Source organism: Variovorax sp. V15 (genome assembly GCF_041154425.1).
In the GTDB taxonomy this organism is placed as follows: domain Bacteria; phylum Pseudomonadota; class Gammaproteobacteria; order Burkholderiales; family Burkholderiaceae_C; genus Variovorax; species Variovorax guangxiensis.
On record NZ_AP028659.1, the window covers coordinates 3,458,972 to 3,477,988 of the forward strand.

19 protein-coding genes are annotated in these 19,017 nt (G+C 68.7%); 6 read left to right on the forward strand and 13 right to left on the reverse strand.

Going from position 1 to position 19,017, the window contains the following annotated elements:
• Positions 1 to 173 precede the first annotated feature (173 nt).
• Positions 174 to 1,826: an ankyrin repeat domain-containing protein gene (locus tag ACAM57_RS16300; protein WP_369662384.1), complete on the forward strand. Its 1,653-nt coding sequence runs from the start codon at positions 174 to 176 to the stop codon at positions 1,824 to 1,826.
• Positions 1,827 to 1,952: 126 nt separating this feature from the next.
• On the opposite strand, the gene ACAM57_RS16305 is transcribed toward ACAM57_RS16300, so the two are convergent.
• The 10 genes from ACAM57_RS16305 to mgrA all read right to left on the reverse strand — a co-directional run bounded on the left by ACAM57_RS16305 (position 1,953) and on the right by mgrA (position 11,675).
• Positions 1,953 to 2,963, reverse strand: a complete 1,011-nt coding sequence (locus tag ACAM57_RS16305; protein ID WP_369662385.1) for an LLM class flavin-dependent oxidoreductase — start codon at positions 2,961 to 2,963, stop codon at positions 1,953 to 1,955.
• Positions 2,960 to 3,922, reverse strand: a complete 963-nt coding sequence (locus tag ACAM57_RS16310) for an ABC transporter substrate-binding protein (RefSeq protein WP_369662386.1) — start codon at positions 3,920 to 3,922, stop codon at positions 2,960 to 2,962. Before ACAM57_RS16310 ends, ACAM57_RS16305 begins: the two co-directional genes overlap by 4 nt.
• Before the next feature lie 4 nt (positions 3,923 to 3,926).
• Positions 3,927 to 4,847 (reverse strand): ABC transporter substrate-binding protein, encoded by a 921-nt coding sequence (locus ACAM57_RS16315; RefSeq protein WP_369662387.1) that lies wholly within the window; start codon positions 4,845 to 4,847, stop codon positions 3,927 to 3,929.
• Between the two features lie 35 nt (positions 4,848 to 4,882).
• Complete coding sequence (locus ACAM57_RS16320; RefSeq protein WP_369658172.1) at positions 4,883 to 6,706, reverse strand: amino acid ABC transporter permease/ATP-binding protein; 1,824 nt, start codon at positions 6,704 to 6,706, stop codon at positions 4,883 to 4,885.
• A complete protein-coding gene (locus tag ACAM57_RS16325; RefSeq protein ID WP_369658173.1) occupies positions 6,703 to 7,245 on the reverse strand; it encodes a GNAT family N-acetyltransferase in 543 nt (180 codons plus the stop codon). Before ACAM57_RS16325 ends, ACAM57_RS16320 begins: the two co-directional genes overlap by 4 nt.
• Positions 7,245 to 8,600 (reverse strand): LLM class flavin-dependent oxidoreductase, encoded by a 1,356-nt coding sequence (locus tag ACAM57_RS16330; RefSeq protein WP_369658174.1) that lies wholly within the window; start codon positions 8,598 to 8,600, stop codon positions 7,245 to 7,247. The genes ACAM57_RS16325 and ACAM57_RS16330 overlap by 1 nt, the downstream gene beginning before the upstream one ends.
• 49 nt (positions 8,601 to 8,649) lie before the next feature.
• Positions 8,650 to 9,663, reverse strand: coding sequence for an LLM class flavin-dependent oxidoreductase (locus ACAM57_RS16335; protein ID WP_369658175.1), 1,014 nt, complete (start codon positions 9,661 to 9,663; stop codon positions 8,650 to 8,652).
• Between the two features lie 104 nt (positions 9,664 to 9,767).
• On the reverse strand, positions 9,768 to 10,280 hold the full coding sequence (locus ACAM57_RS16340) for an AAA family ATPase (RefSeq protein ID WP_369658176.1): 513 nt from the start codon (positions 10,278 to 10,280) through the stop codon (positions 9,768 to 9,770).
• Positions 10,281 to 10,318: 38 nt separating this feature from the next.
• Positions 10,319 to 10,516 carry a hypothetical protein gene (locus ACAM57_RS16345; RefSeq protein WP_019652737.1) on the reverse strand — a complete coding sequence of 66 codons (198 nt, stop codon included), beginning with the start codon at positions 10,514 to 10,516 and terminating at the stop codon, positions 10,319 to 10,321.
• A 118-nt stretch (positions 10,517 to 10,634) separates the two neighbouring features.
• The gene (gene mgrA, locus ACAM57_RS16350; RefSeq protein ID WP_369658177.1) at positions 10,635 to 11,675 is read right to left on the reverse strand and encodes an L-glyceraldehyde 3-phosphate reductase; all 1,041 of its coding nucleotides are present in this window, start codon (positions 11,673 to 11,675) and stop codon (positions 10,635 to 10,637) included.
• A 235-nt stretch (positions 11,676 to 11,910) separates the two neighbouring features.
• Between mgrA and ACAM57_RS16355 the strand changes: the two genes are divergently transcribed.
• Genes ACAM57_RS16355 through ACAM57_RS16370 form a run of 4 tightly spaced genes read left to right on the forward strand, consistent with a single transcriptional unit; the run spans position 11,911 to position 15,483 of the window.
• Positions 11,911 to 12,966 (forward strand): ABC transporter substrate-binding protein, encoded by a 1,056-nt coding sequence (locus tag ACAM57_RS16355; protein ID WP_369658178.1) that lies wholly within the window; start codon positions 11,911 to 11,913, stop codon positions 12,964 to 12,966.
• 15 nt (positions 12,967 to 12,981) lie between these two features.
• Complete coding sequence (locus ACAM57_RS16360) at positions 12,982 to 13,791, forward strand: ABC transporter ATP-binding protein (RefSeq protein WP_369658179.1); 810 nt, start codon at positions 12,982 to 12,984, stop codon at positions 13,789 to 13,791.
• On the forward strand, positions 13,788 to 14,615 hold the full coding sequence (locus ACAM57_RS16365; RefSeq protein WP_369658180.1) for an ABC transporter permease: 828 nt from the start codon (positions 13,788 to 13,790) through the stop codon (positions 14,613 to 14,615). Before ACAM57_RS16360 ends, ACAM57_RS16365 begins: the two co-directional genes overlap by 4 nt.
• Positions 14,608 to 15,483, forward strand: a complete 876-nt coding sequence (locus ACAM57_RS16370) for a substrate-binding periplasmic protein (protein ID WP_369658181.1) — start codon at positions 14,608 to 14,610, stop codon at positions 15,481 to 15,483. Before ACAM57_RS16365 ends, ACAM57_RS16370 begins: the two co-directional genes overlap by 8 nt.
• A gap of 18 nt (positions 15,484 to 15,501) precedes the next feature.
• Here ACAM57_RS16370 and ACAM57_RS16375 read toward each other — a convergent pair whose 3' ends face one another.
• The 3 genes from ACAM57_RS16375 to ACAM57_RS16385 all read right to left on the reverse strand — a co-directional run bounded on the left by ACAM57_RS16375 (position 15,502) and on the right by ACAM57_RS16385 (position 18,447).
• Positions 15,502 to 16,410: an ABC transporter substrate-binding protein gene (locus ACAM57_RS16375; RefSeq protein WP_369658182.1), complete on the reverse strand. Its 909-nt coding sequence runs from the start codon at positions 16,408 to 16,410 to the stop codon at positions 15,502 to 15,504.
• A 91-nt stretch (positions 16,411 to 16,501) separates the two neighbouring features.
• Complete coding sequence (locus ACAM57_RS16380; protein ID WP_369658183.1) at positions 16,502 to 16,831, reverse strand: 4Fe-4S binding protein; 330 nt, start codon at positions 16,829 to 16,831, stop codon at positions 16,502 to 16,504.
• Complete coding sequence (locus ACAM57_RS16385) at positions 16,828 to 18,447, reverse strand: FAD-dependent oxidoreductase (RefSeq protein ID WP_369658184.1); 1,620 nt, start codon at positions 18,445 to 18,447, stop codon at positions 16,828 to 16,830. Before ACAM57_RS16385 ends, ACAM57_RS16380 begins: the two co-directional genes overlap by 4 nt.
• A 137-nt stretch (positions 18,448 to 18,584) precedes the next feature.
• Between ACAM57_RS16385 and ACAM57_RS16390 the strand changes: the two genes are divergently transcribed.
• A complete protein-coding gene (locus tag ACAM57_RS16390; RefSeq protein ID WP_369658185.1) occupies positions 18,585 to 19,013 on the forward strand; it encodes a GNAT family N-acetyltransferase in 429 nt (142 codons plus the stop codon).
• Positions 19,014 to 19,017 lie beyond the last annotated feature (4 nt).

A 19,017-nucleotide genomic window follows, 5' to 3' on the forward strand; every position in this document is an offset into this window, starting at 1 on the left:
GCCGTTCCGCTCGTTGACCTTCGCACACCCCGTGCCCTAACATCGCCGCCGCGGTGCAAGCCGCGCCCGGGCCCGCGGGAAGGGTTGAACCCACTTGCCTTCATTTGCCGATCCACACGCCTTTTGTGCAGCCGGATTTGCGGGCCGACGGCGTCTGATGCACGGAGGTTCGAATGAAGCGCATGCCCGCCCGGCCCGACCTGGGCCATCTGAAGAAGCAAGCCAAGGAGCTGCTTGCTCTCTACCGAAGCAACGATCCCACTGCCACCACGCGTTTCCGCGAAGCCCTTCCGGCCGCAGCGGGCAAGAGCGATGCCGCCATTGCGGCCCTCGGCCTGCGGCTGCACGACGCGCAGTCGTGCATCGCGCGCGAGTACGGATTCGTTTCGTGGACTGACCTGCAAGGCTTCGTTCTTGCGCGCCGCTCGCAGGCGGACGATCCGGCGAAGGCCGTGCTGCAATGGCTGCGCCTCGTCTACGCGGGCGACATCGCCGGAGGCGTGAATCGCGCACGGCCTGCCCTGGCCCTGCGTCTGCTCGAGGAAAGCCCCGGCCTGTTGGGCGACGACCCCATCCTCGCCTGTGCGATAGGCAACGAGGCAACGATCCGCCAGGCCATCGAGCGCGACGCAGGCTGGGTGAATCGTGCCGGAGGCTCGCTCTCGCTTCCTCCCCTCGTCGCGGTCGCCCATTCCGGGCTGCTCCAGCTGCCCGACTACCAGGAGCGCCTGCGCAATTGCGCGAAGCGGCTGCTCGACGCAGGCGCAGACCCGAATCAGTCGGCAGGCAACCGCTGGCCGCCGGCATCGCTTGCCGCGCCCGACGAATCCGAGCGCCTGTCCGCGCTCTACGGCGCAGCCGGCCAGAACCGCGATGCCGTGCTCACCAGGCTGCTGCTGGACGCGGGCGCCGATCCCAACGACGGCGAATCGCTTTACCACTCGCTCGAAACCCCGGCCTGCACAAAGCTGCTCCTCGAAGCCGGAGCACGCGTCGCGGGCACGAACGCGCTCTACCGCGTGCTCGACCTCGACGACGTGCAGACCCTGCGCCTGCTGCTCGCGCACGGCGGCGATGCGAACGAGCCACCCATGGGCCCGCCCACCAGCGACTGGGGCTCGCTGCTGCTGTGGGCCATCCGCCGGCGCAGGTCACCCGCGCACATCGAGGCACTGCTGGCGGCAGGCGCCGATCCCTCGGCCACCACATCCGACGGCACGAGTGCCTACACAGCCGCCCTGCGCTTCGGATTGCCCGAGGTCGCCAGCCTCCTGCAGAAGGCCGGCGGCGGCACCCCGATTCCGGTGGACGAAGCCTTCATCGCCGCCTGCGCACAGGGCGACGAAGCCACGGCCCGAGGTATCCAGTCGGCACACCCCAGCATCGTCGGCTCGCTCTCCGAAGCACAGCTGCGCCTGCTGCCCGAACTTGCTGCACAGGGCTGCGCCGACGCGGTGAAGCTGATGGTCAAGCTAGGCTGGCCTATCGCCACCCGTGGCGGCGACTGGGACGCCTCCGCGCTGAACAAAGCCGTGTTCCGAGGCGACGCCGGCCTCGTGCGCTTCCTGCTGGAGCACGGCGCCAGCTGGGAAGAGCGGCACGGTTTCGGCGACAACGCCTGCGGCGGCCTTTCATGGGCCTCGTGCAACGGGCCGGAAGGCGAAGGCGACTGGCTCGGCTGCGCCGAAGCCCTGGTCGCGCACGGCATGCCAACCGCACAGCCGGACCCCGAGAGCCCGGACAGCGTGCTCATCGGCGGGCGGCGCTATGTGTTCTCGGATGAGGTCACCGATTTCCTGCTCAGTGCATCCGCGACCAGAAGCTGACGAAAAAAAGCGGGCCCGAAGGCCCGCCCAAAGCCGTCCGTCGAATCGCGCGGAACGCAACCCGACTCCGACTCACCTCGAACTCAACTCCTACCTACTCTTGCTTCCCCGTTTTCCTCCTCGAACTCAGAGCGCGCGCCAACCGAGTTCCGGCGCGATGCGGCGGGACAGGTCGGTCAATATCTGCTCGTAGTCCTCGCTGCCGAAGTTGTAGGGCAGCTCCACCCGCAGCTCGCTCACCAGCGGCAGCACCGGGTCGCGGCGCAGGCGCTCCAGGATCTCGTCGGAAGTCCCGACAAGATCGCTCGCGAACAGCGTGCGCCGCTCGCCCTGCGGGGCCAGCGTGCGCTCGGCGCGTCCTGCCGCGAACTCGCGGTAGCGCATGCGGGTTGCGGCATCGGCGCCGTCCAGCGGCACGATCACGCGGCCCAGCGCCACCCGGCCCTTGCCGGCATCCGCTTCGCTGGTCTTGTAGCGTTCGACGAGGCCGAGCTGCGCCTGCAGGAAGTCGTCGGTGTTCTCGCCCGTGAGCACGTTGCCCAGCAGCAGGTTGAAGCCGTTGCGCCCCGCCCATTCGACCGATCGCAGCGAGCCGCCGCCGTACCAGAGGCGTCCCGTCAGGCCCGGCGCATAGGGCTGCACGCGCGGGCGCACGCGTCCGCCGGCCGACTCCACGAAGGTTTCCTCGTCGCCCAGCAGCGTGTCTTCGAGGTTGGCCTTGAGCCTCCCCACGCGCTTGTGGCTGTAGTCGACCGTGTTCGGCGCCGCGTCGTGAAAGCGATTGCCCAGCAAGGCTCCGTGCAGCGGCGCGCCGGCACTCAGGCCCACCTGCAGCCTGCCGCGCGAGAGCACGTCGACCGTGGCCAGGTCTTCGGCGAGGCGGAACGGGTTCTCGTAGCCCATCTGGATCACCGCCGCGCCCAGTTCGATGCGGCGGGTGCGCTGCGTGGCGGCGGCCAGGAAGGTCGCGGCCGACGACACGCCGCGCTCCAGGTGGCGCTGGCGCACCCAGGCACTGTCGAAGCCGTGCTTCTCGCCGAACTCGAAGAGCTTCAGCGCGGCTTCGAGGCCGGCGAGCGGATCGGCCTCGGCGTAGTTGCCCGGCGTCAGGAAAGCAAGATGGCGAATGCTGCTCACGGCGCGAACTTCGGCAGGCCGGGCGGATTGGTTTCCGACTTCGGCAAGGCTTCTTCGGCCAGGCTCCAGCGCGCGAGCGCCTTGCCGTAGGTGCCGTTGCGGATCAGGTTGCTGGTCGCGGTGGTCAGTGCCACCGCGAGCCCGCTGCCCTTGCGCGTGGCGATGGCCACGTCCGACTTCAGCGGCCAGCCCGCGTTGACGGTGCCCACTAGCCTGATCTGCCCGTTCTTCGCGGCCTCGTAGGCCTGCGGCGCGTTGGGGTTGAAATTGGCGTCCACCCGCTTGGTGACCACCGCCAGCGTGCGCGTCACATCGTCGTCGTAATACTGGATCTCGACCGGCTTCAGGCCCGCCGCCACGTTCTGCCGGTTCCACTCCAGCAGGATGCGCTCCTGGTTGGTGCCGGCGCCGGTCGTCAGCTTGAGGCCCGCGACGTCCTTCGGCTCCCTGATCGACTTGATGGCGCTGTCGGTCTTCACGTAGAAGCCGTGCAGGCCGAGGCGGTAGGTCGAGAAGTCGAACTTCTCCTTGCGCTGCTCGGTCACGCCCACGTTGGAGATCACGGCGTCGTATTTGCCCGAGCTCAGGCCCAGCGGCCAGTCGGCCCAGGCGATGGGCTGCAGCTCGAGCTTGAGGCCCAGCGCATCGGCGACGAGCAGCGCGAAGTCGGGGTCGAAGCCGACGACCGTCTTCGCATCCGATGCGTAGGTCGAGATCGGCGGCGCGAAGGGCGCGATGCCGATGGTCAGCACGCCCTCCTTCACGAACTTGAAGCTCGGCGGAATCGCGTTGACCGCCTCTGCGTCCTTCTGGCCGCGCAGGCGGCCCTTCTGCTCGGGGCTGAAGTCGAACTTGTCGGCGGCATGGGCGACGCAGGCCGCACCGGCTGCAGCAGCCACGAGCGTGAGCGCGACGAGGCCGCGGGCGATCCATGTGTTCTTGAAGAGATTCATGCCCATCTCCTCAGTTCTTCGGCAGGCCCGGCGGATTGGTGCGCGAGACCGCGATGGCCTCCGACTCCAGGTTCCAGCGCGACAGCGCCTTGGCGTAGTTGCCGTTCTTGATCTGCGTGTTCAGAGCCAGCGTCACGGCTTCAGCGATGCCCGAGCCCTTGCGCGAGGTGACGGCGATCTCGGCGTTCAGCGGCCAGCCGCCCGAGAACAGGCCCGCGAGCCTGGTCTTGCCGTCGCGCGCCTCGTAGGCGGCGATGGCGTTCGGCCCCAGGTAGGCGTCGGCACGACCCGACTGCAGCGCCAGGCGCTGCACCACATCGTCGTCGTAGTACTGGATCTCGACCGGCTTCAGGCCGGCGGCCACGTTCTGCTTGTTCCAGCGCAGCAGGATCTGCTCCTGGTTGGTGCTCGCGGACACGATCACCTTCAGCCCCGCGATGTCCTTCGGCTCCTTGATGGCGCCGAGCTTGCTGTCGGACTTCACGTAGATGCCGAGCTGGTCGTTGCGGTAGGTCGAGAAGTCGAACTTCTCCTTGCGCTCCTCGGTCACGGTCACGTTCGAGACGATCAGGTCGAACTTGCCCGACTGCAGACCCAGCGGCCAGTCGGCCCAAGCGGTAGAGACCAACTCCAGCTTGCGCCCGAGGCTGTCGGCCACCAGCTGTGCGATGTCGGGCGCGTTGCCCACGGGCGTCTTGGTGTCGGTGGCGTAGGCGGCGAACGGCAGGCGGCCGGTGGTGGTGCCGACGACGAGCACGCCCTCCTTCTGGAACTTGAAATCCTTCGCGAGCCGGACGGCCTCGTCGATCTTCTGCGCGCGCGGGCGGCCGGGCTGCTCGGGGCTCAGGTCCGGGGCGGGCTGGGCCGATGCGGCAAGCGGCATCAGCAATGCGACCAGGAAGGCGGACAGGATGTTTCGTCGATGGATCATGAAGGTCGATGAAAGGAAGTCGAAAAGGAAGAAAGTCAGAGAACCTTGGCCAGGAACTCGGCCGTGCGCGGATGCTCCGGCGCGTTGAACACCTTGTCGGGCGAGCCGGTCTCCAGGATGCGGCCGCGCTCCATGAAGACGATGTTGTCTGCCACCTCGCGTGCGAAGCCGATCTCGTGCGTGACGATGAGCAGCGTGGTGCCCGAGCGCGCCAGCTCCTTGATGACGGCGAGCACCTCGCCCACCAGCTCCGGGTCGAGCGCCGAGGTGGGCTCGTCGAACAGCAGCACCTTGGGCTTGAGCGCCAGTGCGCGGGCGATGGCCACGCGCTGCTGCTGGCCGCCGGAGAGCTGTCGCGGATAGGCATGCGTCTTGTCGCCCAGGCCCACGCGCACCAGCAGCTCGGAAGCGAGCGCCTCGGCTTCGGGCCGCGAGAGGCCGCGCACGGAGATCGGCGCCTCGACGATGTTCTCCAGCACCGTGAGATGCGGGAACAGGTTGAAGTTCTGGAACACCATGCCCACGTCGACGCGGCGCTTCAGGATGTCGCGCTCGCGCAGTTCGTAGAGCGTGTCCTCGTCGCGCCGGTAGCCGATGAGTTCGCCGTCGATGGAGATGAAGCCGTCGTCCACGCGCTCCAGGTGGTTGATGGCGCGCAGCAGCGTCGACTTGCCCGAGCCCGACTGGCCGAGGATCACCGTCACGCTGCCCCGCGCCACCGTCAGCGTCACGTCGTCGAGCACCTTGAGCGCGCCGAAGCTCTTCGACACGCCGTGGATCCTGACCACGCCGCCCTGCGTGAGCGGGTCGGTCCAGCGCGGCACCTGCGCGGGCACGACAGCGGCGGGCTCTGCCACGGGCGCGGACTTCGTGCGCCACAGCCTGCCGGCCACCCGGCCGAGCCGCGAACTCGGCGGGTTGCGCAGCGCACCGCGCGAGAAATGCCGCTCAACGTAGTGCTGCACCACCGACAGCACCGTGAGGATGATGAGGTACCACACGGTCGCAACCATCAGCAGCGGAATCACTTCCAGGTTGCGCCGGTAGATGATCTGGATCGTGTAGAACAGCTCGGGCAGCGCCAGGATGTAGAGGTTCGAGGTGCCCTTGGCCAGCCCGATGATGTCGTTGAAGGCCGTGGGCAATATGGTGCGCATCGCCTGCGGCAGCACGATGCGGAACGACTGCCGCCCGCGCGAGAGCCCCAGCGCCGCGGCCGCCTCCAGCTGACCCTGCTCCACCGAAAGAATGCCGCCTCGCACGATCTCCGAGGCGAAGGCAGCCTGGTTCAGCGTCAGGCCCAGCAGCGCCGCCACGAAGGGGCTGATGAGCTGCGTGGTCGGGTACGAGAAGAAGGTGACGTCGGTGCCCGGGATGCCCAGCGTCACCGTCTCGTAGAGGTAGCCCAGGTTGTTGATGATCAGCAGCAGCACGATCACCGGCACCGAGCGGAAGAGCCAGGTGAACACCCATGCGAGCCTTGCCAGCAGCGGCGAGCGCGACACCCGCGCCAGCGCCAGCGCGGTGCCGAAGAAGAAGCCCAGCAGCGCGCCCAGCGCCGTCAGCAGCAGCGTGCGGCCAAGGCCCTGCAGCACCGGCTCGGCGAAGAACCATTGCGCGAACACGCCCCAGCCCCAGCGCGGGTTGGTGAGCGTCGAATGCAGCACGATGCCGATGACAAGTACCGCGAAGATGGTGCCCGCCGTGCGCGCCGGATATCGCGCCGGCACGATTCGGAAGTGCGAGTAGTCGCCGTTGGCCGGCGCCGCGGCGGGAACCGGCGGACGCTGCGGCTGCGGTGCGCGCGCCGGTGCGGGGTTGATCGGCTCGGCGCCTGCGTCGAGAACGGTGGTGTTCATCGCTGCGCCGCTCCGACCAATTGTCCGGACGCAGCGCGGGCGCGGTGCCTCCCGGTGTCCAGGTATTTCTCGAAAGGCAGCTTGCGCGGCGTCTCCGGGTCGATGGGCGGATCGAACAGCGCCGTGTAGCCATGGCCCAGGTACAGGCCCACGGCCTCGGGCTGGCGGAAGCCGGTCGTCAGGTAGATGCGCTCGTAGCCCTGCCGAAGCACCTCCGCCTCCAGTTCGGCGAGCACCTTGCTGGCCAGCCCTTGGCGGCGCAGATCGGCATGCGTCCACACGCGCTTGAGTTCCGCGGTGCGCTCGTCATGGCGCATGAAGGCGCCGCCGCCGATGGCCACGCCGTCGCGCAGCAACAGCACGAAGTTGCCGCCCTGCGCGGGCGTGAACACCTCGGCGGGATAGCGCTCCATCTCGCGCGGCTGGCCCGGCTCGCGCATCACGTCGCCGTAGCGGCTGTCGTACTCGAAGGTCAGCCCTTCGATCAGCGGCGTCGCGCGTGGATCGAGCGGCGTGGTGTAGACAAACTGTTCGCTCATCACGCAGCCTTCCGCACTGCGGGCGCGGCTTCCTGCGCCGTATAGCGGCTTGCCTTGCGCGGCAGGCCCAGGTGGTCGCGCAGCGTCTGCCCGGGCAGCTCGCGCTGGTAACGCCCGCGCGCCTCCAGCGCCGGGATCACGAACTCGATGAAGTCGTCCAGCCCCTGCCCCAGCACCGGGAAGCCGAGGATGAAGCCGTCGGCCGCGCCCTCGTCCACCCAGCGGATGATCTCGTCGGCGATGCGCTCGCCGGTGCCCACGAACTGCGTGCGGGGCGTGGCCACTTCCAGCGCCACTTCGCGCAGCGTTTGACCCTTGGCCCTGGCGTTGGCCTTGATGCGGTCGGTGGTCGAGCGGAAGCTGTTGCGACCCAGTTCGCCCAGTTCGGGGAACGGTGCGTCCAGCGGGTACTGGCTGAAGTCGTGGTGGTCGAAGAAGCGTCCCAGGTAGGCCAGCGCCTCCTCCACCGTCAGCAGTTCGCGGATGGCGCGGTACTTGGCTTCGGCTTCTTCCTCGGTGGCGGCGACCACGGGGCCGATGCCCGGGAAGATCTTCACGTCGCCCGCCTGCCTGCCCTGCGCGACGGCGCTGGCCTTCACCTGCCGCAGGAAGCTGCGCGTGTCCTCCAGCGAAGGCGAATGCGTGAACACCGCATCGGCGTACTTGCCGGCCAGCCCGATGCCCGCGTCGGACGAGCCGGCCTGGAAGATCACCGGCTGGCCCTGCGGCGAGCGCTGGATGTTCAGCGGACCCGACACCTCGAAGAAGCGCCCCTTGTGGTTCAGCGTGTGCAGCTTGCCGGGTTCGAAGAAGCGGCCGCTCTCGCGGTCGCGCACGAAGGCGTCGTCGTCCCAGCTGTCCCACAGGCCCTGCGTCACGGCCAGGTACTCGTCGGCGATCTCGTAGCGCAGCGCGTGCTCGGGGTGGGCGCGGCTGTAGTTCTTGGCACTGCCTTCCAGCGGCGTGGTCACCACGTTCCAGCCCGCGCGCCCGCCGCTGATGAGGTCGAGCGAGGCGAACTGGCGCGCCACCGTGAACGGGTCGCTGTACGAGCTGGAGACGGTGCCGGCAAGGCCGATCTTCGAGGTCACCGTGGCGAGCGCCGACAGGATCGAGATCGGCTCGAAGCGGTTGAGGAAGTGCGGGATCGACTTCTCGTTGATGTAGAGCCCATCGGCCACGAATGCGAAGGCGATGCCCGCCGCCTCGGCCTTCTGCGCGGTACGCACGTAGAAGCCGAGGTTGACGCTGGCGTCTGCCGGCCCGCCCGGATGCTTCCAGGAGTTCATGTGGCTGCCGGCGCCCTGCAGCATGACGCCGAACCGGATGCTCTTGTTGCTGTTGTCGTTGCTCATGACGATGGCTCGCTTCGAGGGGTTCGCAAAGGAAGAAGGAAGGAAGGGCTCAGGCCTCGAGGGGCACGGCCTCTCGCGCCGCGGCGAGCAGCTCGACCGACGCACGGCGTTCGGCGAAGCCGGCCACCGGGATGTCGATGACGAACTCCTCGATGCCGTACTGCTCGCTCAAGGCGTCGAGCGCATCGCGCACTTCCTCGCCTGTGCCGGCGATCACGTGCGGGCGGCGTTCCTCGGTCCGGTAGTCGCTCGCGCCGGCCTGCCGTGCGAACTCGGCCGCGGCTTCGAGGCTCGGCAGGTTCACGCTCTGGCCGGTGGGCAGGTGCACGCGGAAGCTGCGCAGCGCGCCCACGAGTTCGGCGGCCTTCTCGCCCGTCTCCGCGGCGAAGGCGAAGAGCGCGAGCAGCGGCGCGCGTCCGGTTTCTGCACGGTAGGCCTCGACCGATCGCGCAAGGTTCACAGGGTCGCCGTTGAAATGCCCCGCATAGGTGAACTGCCAGCCGAGGCGCGCGGCGAGCACCGCGCTCTCGGGGCTGCCGCCCAGCAGCACGCGCTGCGGCAGTTGCGGTGGGTTGGGTGTGGCCACTGCGCCGGCGAGCGCATGGCCGGAGGCGACGCCCTCCTGCAGGAAGGCATCGAGCTCGGACAGACGCACGCCGAAGTCCTCGCTCCTGCTCCTGGCGGGATCGTGCAGCCACTGCAGTGCCTTGCTCGTCAGCGGCAGGCCGCCGGGTGCCTTGCCGATGCCGATGTCCACGCGGCCCGGCGCCAGCGAGGCCAGCACGCGGAACACCTCGGCCACCTTGAACGGGCTGTAGTGCTGGAGCATGACGCCGCCGGTGCCCACGCGGATGCGCGAAGTCTTCGCGAGCAGGTGCGCTGCCAGCACCTCGGGCGCGGAGCCAGCGTAGTTCCTGTTGCCGTGGTGTTCGGCGAGCCAGTAGCGCCGGTAGCCCAGCCGCTCGGCCGCCTGCGCGAGCGCGATGGTGTGCTGGAACGCCTGCGCGGCGTCGGCGCCTTCCGGGATCAGGCTCTTGTCGAGCAGGGACAGCGAATAGGACACGGTGTGCAGTGGCTGACGCCCCTAGATGAAGAATTGCTGCGAATTCTCTGGGGCATTGCGCGCACCGCTTGCGCTGAATTCCTATATCGATATCTGCTGGATGCTCAGTGGCCCGTGCGGGAAAGAATGGCTTGTGCAGCCTCTCGCGCGCTCATTGCCGCGGCGTCGATGACGAGGCGCGGCGTGCGCCATGGCTCGTAGTCGTGCCGCTGCACGGACTCCCACGTGGGCGGCACCAAGCCGGGTATGTCGATGCGCCGCTGCTCGACACGGCGCCTGTGCTCGGCAGCATCGGAACACACGATCTCGACTTCGACGATGCGTGAAGAGGCCTGCGCCGCGACGGCCCGCCAGGCCTCGCGAGTGACGGGCAAGGGGTTCACGCAGTCGGCCAGCACCGACTGGCCCAGGGAAAGATTGGATTCGGCCAGCGCGTAGGCCACGATGTAGCCGGCCGGGCCGATGTCACCGGTGGATGTACCGCCGGTTGCACCGGCCGAGCGCAGCGCCTGCTCGATGGCGTCGATGCGCAGGTACGCGCAAGGCAGCAGCGCGGCGATCTCGCGTGCGATGGTGGTCTTGCCGCTGCCGGGCAGTCCACCCAGAACGATCAGCATGCTCGGTCATCTCCAGGTTCGACGTCCTGGCGCCGAGTTCACCACGAATGGGGCAGCAGGCTCAACATGGCGGCCGCATGCAGGCGCCGAAGCGCGCGAACAGGCACGTAGCCATGCGGTGCGCGGCGTGCCAGCGCGTGCGGCGAAGCCGGCGGAACATGCCAGGCTTTGGCAGTGAGGGCCAGGACATGGCGCGCCTGGGCGGCCGGGGAGACGTAATGGGTGCGCAGTTGCATGGCAGTCAATGAATCGAACGAATGCTTGCGCCGATTCTGCAAAGCGCACCCGCCTTTGCCAAAGACGGATTCCGAGTTACCTGATGCGATCCCTGAGAAGACAAAGAAGAGAAGCGCCTCAGGCGAAGTCCGTCGAGGGCTTCTCCCAGAGGTTCACACCGCCCTCCACCGCGTACTTGTCGATCTCGGCCAGTTCCTCCGCGCTCAGCGGCGCATGTGCGAGCGCCGCCACGTTGTCGACGATCTGCTCCGGCCGGCTCGCGCCGATCAGCGCCGAGCTCACGCGCGGGTCGCGCAGCGTCCACGTGAGCGCGAGCTGGGCCAGCGACTGGCCGCGGCGCCTCGCGATCTCGTTGAGGGCTCGGGCACGCTCGACGTTGGCCTCGGACAGGTGCTCCTGCTTGAGCGAACCGCCGCCGGGCCGGTTGATGCGTGCATCGGCCGGGATGCCGTTGAGGTACTTGTCGGTCAGCAGCCCCTGCGCCAGCGGCGTGAAGGCGATGACGCCCGCGCCGAGCTCGTCTGTTGCATTCAGCAGATCCTTCTCGATCCAGCGGTTGAACAGGTTGTAGGCCGGCTGGTGGATCAGCAGCGGCACTTTCCACTCGCGCAGCAGCGCGGCGATCTCGCGCGTCTTGCCGGCGGAGTAAGACGAAATGCCGATGTACAGCGCCTTGCCCTGCTGCACGGCCTGGGCCAGCGCGGAGGCCGTTTCTTCCAGCGGCGTCTCGGGGTCGAAGCGGTGCGAGTAGAAGATGTCGACGTAGTCCAGGCCCAGGCGCTGCAGGCTCTGGTCGAGGCTGGCGAGCACATATTTGCGCGAGCCGCCGCCCTTGCCGTAGGGGCCGGGCCACATGTCCCAGCCTGCCTTGCTGGAGATGATGAGCTCGTCGCGGTAGGGCTTGAAGTCTTCTCGCAGCAGGCGGCCGAAATTGGTCTCGGCGCTGCCGTAGGGCGGGCCGTAGTTGTTGGCCAGGTCGAAGTGGCTGATGCCCAGGTCGAAGGCGGTGCGCAGCAGCTGGCGCTGCGTGGCGATGGAGGTGGTATCCCCGAAGTTGTGCCACAGCCCGAGAGAGATGGCGGGCAGCACCAGCCCGCTGCGGCCGACGCGGCGGTAGGGAATGGCGTCGTAGCGCTTGGGATCGGCGCGGTAGGTCATGGGTGTCTGGTCCTGGCGGTGGAAATGAAAAGGCGATCGAAGGAATGCAGATCGCGGGAAACTTTCGAGGATGCCGCCGCGTGCCGCGCGGGGCAAGCATTTCCACGCGGCTGTCGCACTTATCCGTCGCCGCATATGCATGCGCGGATTTCTTCGTTGGACGTGCGCGCGCCACTTCCTAGCATCGGCGCCTAGCCAACTTCCCAGACCGGCCCCGGCCCCGGGGCGCGCCGCCATGTCCAACCCGTCCACACCCGCCCTCCCCTCGCGCCGCCGCGCGCTCAAGACCTTCGCCTCGCTCGGCGCCGCCGGCAGCCTGGGCGGATTGCTGCTCGCGGGCTGCTCGCGCGACGACGGCAAGACCGCATCCGCCGGCAGCGCCCCGGCCGTGGTCAAGAAGACCGGCGACAAGGTCGCATTCAAGTACCCGAACAATCCCTCCTTCGACCTGATCTACCTGGCCGACGAGCTCGGCTACTTCGAGGGCACCAACACCCGCCCCGACTACGTCGGCAAGATCGCCGCACCGCAGATCATTCCGCTGGTGGGCACGGGCGAGATCGACTTCGGCAGCCGCATGGTGCCGCTGGTGATCTCGGCCATCGCCTCGGGCGCCGACCTCAAGGTGGTGGCCGCGGGCGGCAAGACGCTGCAGGAAGCGCCGCACATGAAGTACTTCGTCCGCAAGGACTCGGGCATCCGCGCGCCGAAGGACCTCGAAGGCAAGACCATCGGCTTCAACAGCTTCGGCGCCTGCGCCGAGTTCGTCACCAAGAAGTACCTGCGCCAGCACGGCGTGGACGTCAACAAGATCAACTTCGTCGTCATCCCCGACGAGCAGGCCGAGCAGACGCTGGTGACGGGCAACACCGACCTGGCGATCATCCACGCGCCCTTCTCGGGCCGCGCCGACAACGCCGACTCGCTGGTGCGGCTGTGGAGCGACTTCGACCTCGACGGCGGCTTGGGCGGCATGGCGCCCTACAGCGCCCACGGCCAGTTCATTCGCCAGCACCCCGAGGCGGTGCGCGACGTGGTGACCGCGCTGGCCAAGGCCGGCAACTGGGTCAACGCCAACACCGAGGAAGCCCGCAAGCTGGTGGCCAAGCGCATCAACATGGAGCTGAAGAACGTCGACCGCTACGCCTATGTCGACGACCTGGTGGTGACCGAGCCGCCGATCCAGTACTACATCGACATCCTGCAGTCCGAGGGCAAGCTCGCCGCCGGCAAGGTGTCGGTGAAGGACGTGTACACGAACGATTTCAACCCCTTCGCCACGAAGACCTGAGCGGGCACGCAAGCGATGAGCATCAAGATCTCCGCCCGCGACGTGCAGATGGACTACGCCGCACGTGGCGCCAGCGACCGGGTGCGCGTGCTCGAAGGCTTCGACCTCGACGTGCGCGAGGGCGAGTTCCTCTCGGTGCTCGGCCCCTCGGGCTGCGGCAAGTCGACCTTCCTCGGCATCCTGGCCGGGCTCACCGAGCGCACCGGCGGGCGCATCGCCATCGATGGCCAGCCGCTTGCGGGCATCAACCGCAACCAGGGTGTGGTGTTCCAGGGCTATGCGCTCTTTCCGTGGCTCACGGTGCTCGACAACATCGCGGTGGGCCTGGACATCCGCGGCGTGGCGAAGGCAGCGCGCCGGCGCACGGCGCAGGAGTACCTGGAGCTCGTCGGCCTGCACGGCTTCGGCGAGCGCTATCCGCACGAGATCTCCGGCGGCATGAAGCAGCGCGTGGCCATCGCGCGCTCGCTGGCCTACGAGCCCGACGTACTGCTGATGGACGAGCCCTTCGCCGCGCTCGATGCGCAGACGCGCGAGGTGCTGCAGGGCGAGTTGCTGCGCATCTGGGAGCAGCATCGCAAGACCATCGTGTTCATCACGCACAGCCTGGAGGAGGCTGTGTACCTCTCCGACCGCGTGGCGGTGATGACGCAGCGGCCCGGCCGCATCAAGGACATCATCGACATCCCGCTCGCGCGCCCGCGCTCGGCGGAGCTGCGCCACTCGGGCGAGTTCGCCGCGCTGCGCCAGCGCGCCTGGGAGGTGCTGAAGGACGAGGTGCAGCTGGGCCTGCGACCACGGTCGCTCGAAGGAGTGGTGTCGTGAGCGCGGTGCTCGACGCGCCGGTGGTGCGGTCGCCCAGCCGGCTCTTCAGGCTCGCACGCAGCCTCGGCCGGGTGGCCGAGCGCGGCATCGGCATCGTGCTGTTCCTCGCGCTGTGGGAGGCGCTGCCACGCCTGGGCATCGTGAGCGACGCCTACCTGAGCCCACCTTCGGCCGTGCTCGCGAGCATCGTGCAACTGCTGGAGAACGGCCAGCTCTGGAAGCACGTCGCGGCCAGCCTGCAGCGCTCGCTCTGGGGACTGGTGCTCGCCAGCGTCGCGGGCGTGGTGCTGGGCCTGCTCGTGGGCGGCTTCAGGAGGCTCGCGGCCATCGTCGATCCGGTGCTGCAGCTGTTCCGCCAGACATCGGCCTTCGCGCTCTTTCCGGTGTTCATCCTGTTCCTGGGCATCGGGGAGCTGTCGAAGGTGGCGATCATCTTCTGGGCTTCGTTCTGGCCGGTGCTGCTGAGCACGGTGGGCGGCGTGAAGCAGGTCGACCGGCTGCTGGTGAACTCGGCGCTGTCGATGGGGGCCTCGCGCCGCTTCGTCTTCTTCAAGGTCGTGCTGCCGGCCTCGCTGCCTTCGATCTTCACCGGCGTGCGGCTGGCAGGTGCCTACAGCATCACGGCGCTGGTGGCGGCCGAGATGATCGGTGCGCACTCCGGGCTGGGCTTTCTCACGCTGAACTCGCAGGAGACCTTCCAGATACCGACCATGTACGCGGGCATACTGCTGCTGGCGACGCTGGGGCTGCTGCTCAACTACCTTCTTGCGCTGTTGGAGCGGCGTCTGCTGCGCTGGCGGCGGGGGCTGAGCCTCGATGAGTGAATCCGCTTCTTCGCGCCCTCGCAGGTTCGCATTGGCCGGCGCCTCGCTCGCCGCGGCTGCCGCGCTGGCGGGCCTGGGCGCTTCATGGGCCTCGGGCAGTCGGCTGAACGAACTGCCCAAGGGACCGGTGCTCGCCAAGGCCATCGAGCGCGGCACGCTCGTCGTGGGCGTGCGGCGCTATCCCCGCCCGGCCCCTCCCGAAGCACCCACGCCGCCCGAGCCCGACGGATTCGACGCGACGCTGGCGCGCGAGCTCGCACGCTCGCTCGACGTGAAACTCGAACTGGTCGGGCTGGACACCGCCACCCAGGAGGCGGCCTTGCGCGAAGGCCGCGTCGACCTGCTGGTCGCCGGCGTGCCGGCCACGGCTGCACCCAAGGGCATCGACGCGGCACCCGGCAGCTACGACACCGGCAGCGGCCTCGTGGTAGCGCTGCGCAAGGGCCGTATGCAGGACGCCGAGGCGCTGCGCGGCGCTTCGGTCTGCGTGGGCGAAGGCTCGGGCTATGCCGGCGCGGTATCGCTGCGCTACGGCGCGCAGCCGCGCAGCTACCCCTCCTCCGTGCATGCGGTGTCGGCCTTCATGGCGGGCGAATGCACGGCGCTGGCCGAAGACGAGGAAGTGCTGCAGCGGCTGCTGAAGAACGAGGAATGGCGCTTCTACAAACCGCTGGCGAGCGGCCTGCGCCCGCCTTCCGACGCCGCCATCCGCCTGCCGCAGGGCGACGAGGCGTCTCGCGACTACCTGGCCGCCGCGCTGCGCCAATGGCGTGCGGACGGCACACTGGCAAAGGCGCGCGGCGCACGCGCGGGCAACCTGCAGTTCGAGATCACGCTCCTCAAGGACGGCCTCGTCTGCCATTCCTGAGCAGCGCTGCGGCGCGTTTCAGGCCTGCTGCGGAGCGCGCCATTCGGACAGCGCGAAATCACGGTTCACGAGGTTCTCGGCCAGCAGGAACTTCTTGACCTCGTCGAGCAGCGCCAGCCCTTCGGGCGGATACGCAGCCTCAGGAAAGTGCGACAGCGGGTGCGAGACCTTCACGATCTCCAGCGGAAAGCCGCTCACTTCCGAATGGAAGGCGTAGTAGTCGGCGCTGTTGCGATGGATCTCCTGCAGCGCGGTGCGCCGTGCGCGCGTCCACGCGGCGGGCAGCCCCGGCGCAGCGGCCAGCAGCTTGCCCGAGGCGACGATCACCGAGGTGCCGCGCAGCGTCGGGTGCTTCTCCGCCTCGTCGATCACCGGATAGCCGCGCGAGGCCAGCAGCGGCCCCACGTCGATCTGCGCCGCGAAGGCCGCGATGGAGCCCTGGTCGAGCGCCGCCTCGCCGTCGCGCGGGAACATGTGGATCACCTTGACGGACTTCTGCAGCCCGTTCTCCTTCAGCAGCCCCAGCACGTAGCGATGCATGTAGGAGCCGCGCGCCACGCCGATGGACTGACCCTCGAGCTCCTTCACGCTGCGCACGCCGTTGCGCGGCGTGAGCAGCCAAACGTTCATGCCGACCGCGTCGAAGCCGATGAGCTGGCCGTCGAGGCCGCGCGAGCGCGCCACCACCGCGGGCGTGTCGCCGTAGATGCCGACGTCGAGCGCGCCGGAGAGAAACGCCTCGTTGAGGTCGGGCCCGTTCGGGAAGTTGCGCGTCGTGATTTCCTTGAAGCCCAGCGGCGCCAGCTCGCGCAGCAGGTGGCCCTGCCGCAGTGCCCAGCCGGTGGCGTTGGCGGGCTTCTTGCCGGGGCCGATGTAGCCCAGGCGCAGCACCTGGCTGCTGCCTTGCGCAAATGAGAAGACTGGCAAGCTGCTTGCGGCAGCGGCTGCAACGGCTCCGCGCAAAAGGCGGCGGCGGCTTTGGAGATCGGACATCGGGAAACTCGGGAGAAGAAAAGAATCAGTGCGCGCGCCGCAGCAGCTCGAAGCTCGCATCGGCCGACGCGGTCGATTGACGGCCGCGGCCCCAGCCGATGGCGCTTCGGTAGCTGCCCATGAGGGCCGCCGCCGCCGCATCGCGCTCCTCGGCGGTGGCGCTGCGGTCCGCGATCGGCGCGACGTAGAGCGCGTCTTCCGGGCAGTACAACTCGCACATGAAGCAGGTCTGGCAGTCGTCCTGCCGGGCGATGCGCGGCGGTGCGTCCGGCACGGCCTCGAACACGTTCGTCGGGCAGGCGTTCACGCAGATATTGCAGCCGGTGCAGCGTTCGGCGCTGATGACTTCGATCATGCGGTCACCCCTTCATTCACTGCGTGCTTCTGCACCCAGACCTCGTCGAGCCCGCCGCTGAGCAGCCGGTGGCGCTGCGACGGATCGAGCGTGCCGTGCTCGCGTCGGCGGTGCATGCCGCGCGTTTCGGTGCGCTGCAGGGCGCTGCGGTACATCCAGCGCGAGGTGGCTAGCATGGCCGCGGCCTCGCGTGCGCGCACCGCCTCGGTGGCCGTGGCGGCCGGCGCGCTGGTGCGCAGGCGCTCCCACAGGGCATCGAGCCGCGAGAGCGAGTCGCGCAGCGCATCACCTTCGCGGAACCAGTTGCGCTCGTACGGAAAGACTTCGGCCTGCACCGCGCGAACGACCTCCTGGCTGTCGAAGGCCGTGGCGCCGCGCTTCGAAAGCGCCACGCCGCCCGCGCGCAGTGCGGTGCGCTGCGACTTGGCGCGTGCATCGCGCCCGAAGGCCGCCGCGCCCGCGCCGGCCCAGAAGCCGGAAGACAGCGCCCAGGCCGCGTTGTGGCTGCCGCCGCCGGTGAAGCCGCCGCAGATCAGCTCGCGCGTCGCCGCGTCGCCCGCGGCGTAGAGGCCCGGCACCGAGGTGGCGCAGCTGTCGTCCACCAGGTGCAGGCCGCCCGTGCCGCGCACCGTGCCTTCGAGCCGCAGCGTCACCGGGAAGTGCTGCGTGAAGGGGTCGATGCCCTGCCGATCGAAGGAAACGAAGAAGTTGGGCTGTGCGGTGCGCATCCAGGCGCGGATCTGCGCATCGGCGCGGTCCAGGCACGCGAAGACCGGCTGCGACTGCAGCGTCTGCGCGATCACGCCCCGCCCCTTCGAGGAGCCCGCGCCCTCGATGGCCACGCCGTCGGCCGTGTAGAAGGTCGCCCAGTTGTAGAACAGCGACTTGGTCACCGACGAGAACGCCGGCCCGAGCCCGTAGGCGTTCGAGAACTCCATGCCCGAGAGCGCCGCGCCCACTTCGGCCGCCATCAGCTGGCCGTCGCCCGTGAGCACGTTGCAGCCGAGCGCGCGGCTCAGGAAGGCGCAGCCGCCGGTGGCGATGACCACCGCGCCGGTGCGCGCCACCCAGCTCTCGCCCGTCTGGCGGTTGACGCCGGTGGCGCCGCAGACGGTGCCGTGCTCGTCCACCAGCAGTTCGAGCGCAGGACTGTGGTCGAGGATGCGTGCACCGGATTCCTTCACCCGCTTGCGCATCAGGCGCATGTATTCGGGGCCCTGCAGCGAGGTGCAGCGCAGCGCACCCTGGTCGTCGGCGGGAAAGGGGTAGCCCCAGTCCTTCAGCCGCTCGACGTTCTCCCAGGTCTGCTCCAGCACGCGGTCCATCCATGCGTGCTCGGCCAGATGGCCGCCCATCGCCAGCCGGCTGGCCTTGGCTTCCTCACGCGCCTTACCTTCGGGAGACACGTGCCAGAGTCCCGTGCCCGAAGGCGCAGTCGCGCCCGAGGTGCCGCAGAAGCCCTTGTCGGCCAGGAGCACGCGCGCGCCCTGCGCGGCCGCGCTCACCGCAGCCCATGCGCCAGCGGGGCCGCCGCCGATCACCAGGACATCGGCCTCGTGCCGCACGGAGCCGTCCACTCCCGAAAGAAGATGCCGCTCGAAATCCCTCGCGCCCATGGTCGATCGCCTTGCAATGCAAAGAACGAGACCGTATCAACGGCTGCGCAAGTGCACAAAGAAGGAAAGCGCGGATCGATATGCGGTCCGCGCGTGCGGGCAGAATGCCGCCTCCCCAGGATCGAGGCAGCACCAGCATGAACATCACGCTGTCGACCCCTACCGAGGAACAGCTTCGCTCCGGCGAACTGGGCCTGAAGCTGCGCCGCTACAACTACGGCTTCGTCGGCGAATACCCGAAGCAGGAATACGTCCGTATCGACGCACGCGACGACAGCGGCCGCCTGCTCGGCGGGCTGCGCGGCTTCGTGTTCCTGTACTGGCTCGATGTCGAAGTGCTCTTCGTGGAAGAAGACGCCCGGGGCGCAGGCCTCGGCAGTCGCCTGCTGGCCGAAGCCGAGCGGCAGGCCATCACGCTCGGTGCCAGGAACGCGAAGCTGTCCACCTTCGAGTGGCAGGCGCGCGGCTTCTACCTGAAGCAGGGCTACGAGGAATACGCCCGCATCGACGACTACGCGCCCGGCTTCTATCTCGCGTACATGAAGAAAGCGCTGCAGGCGCTCTGAGGCG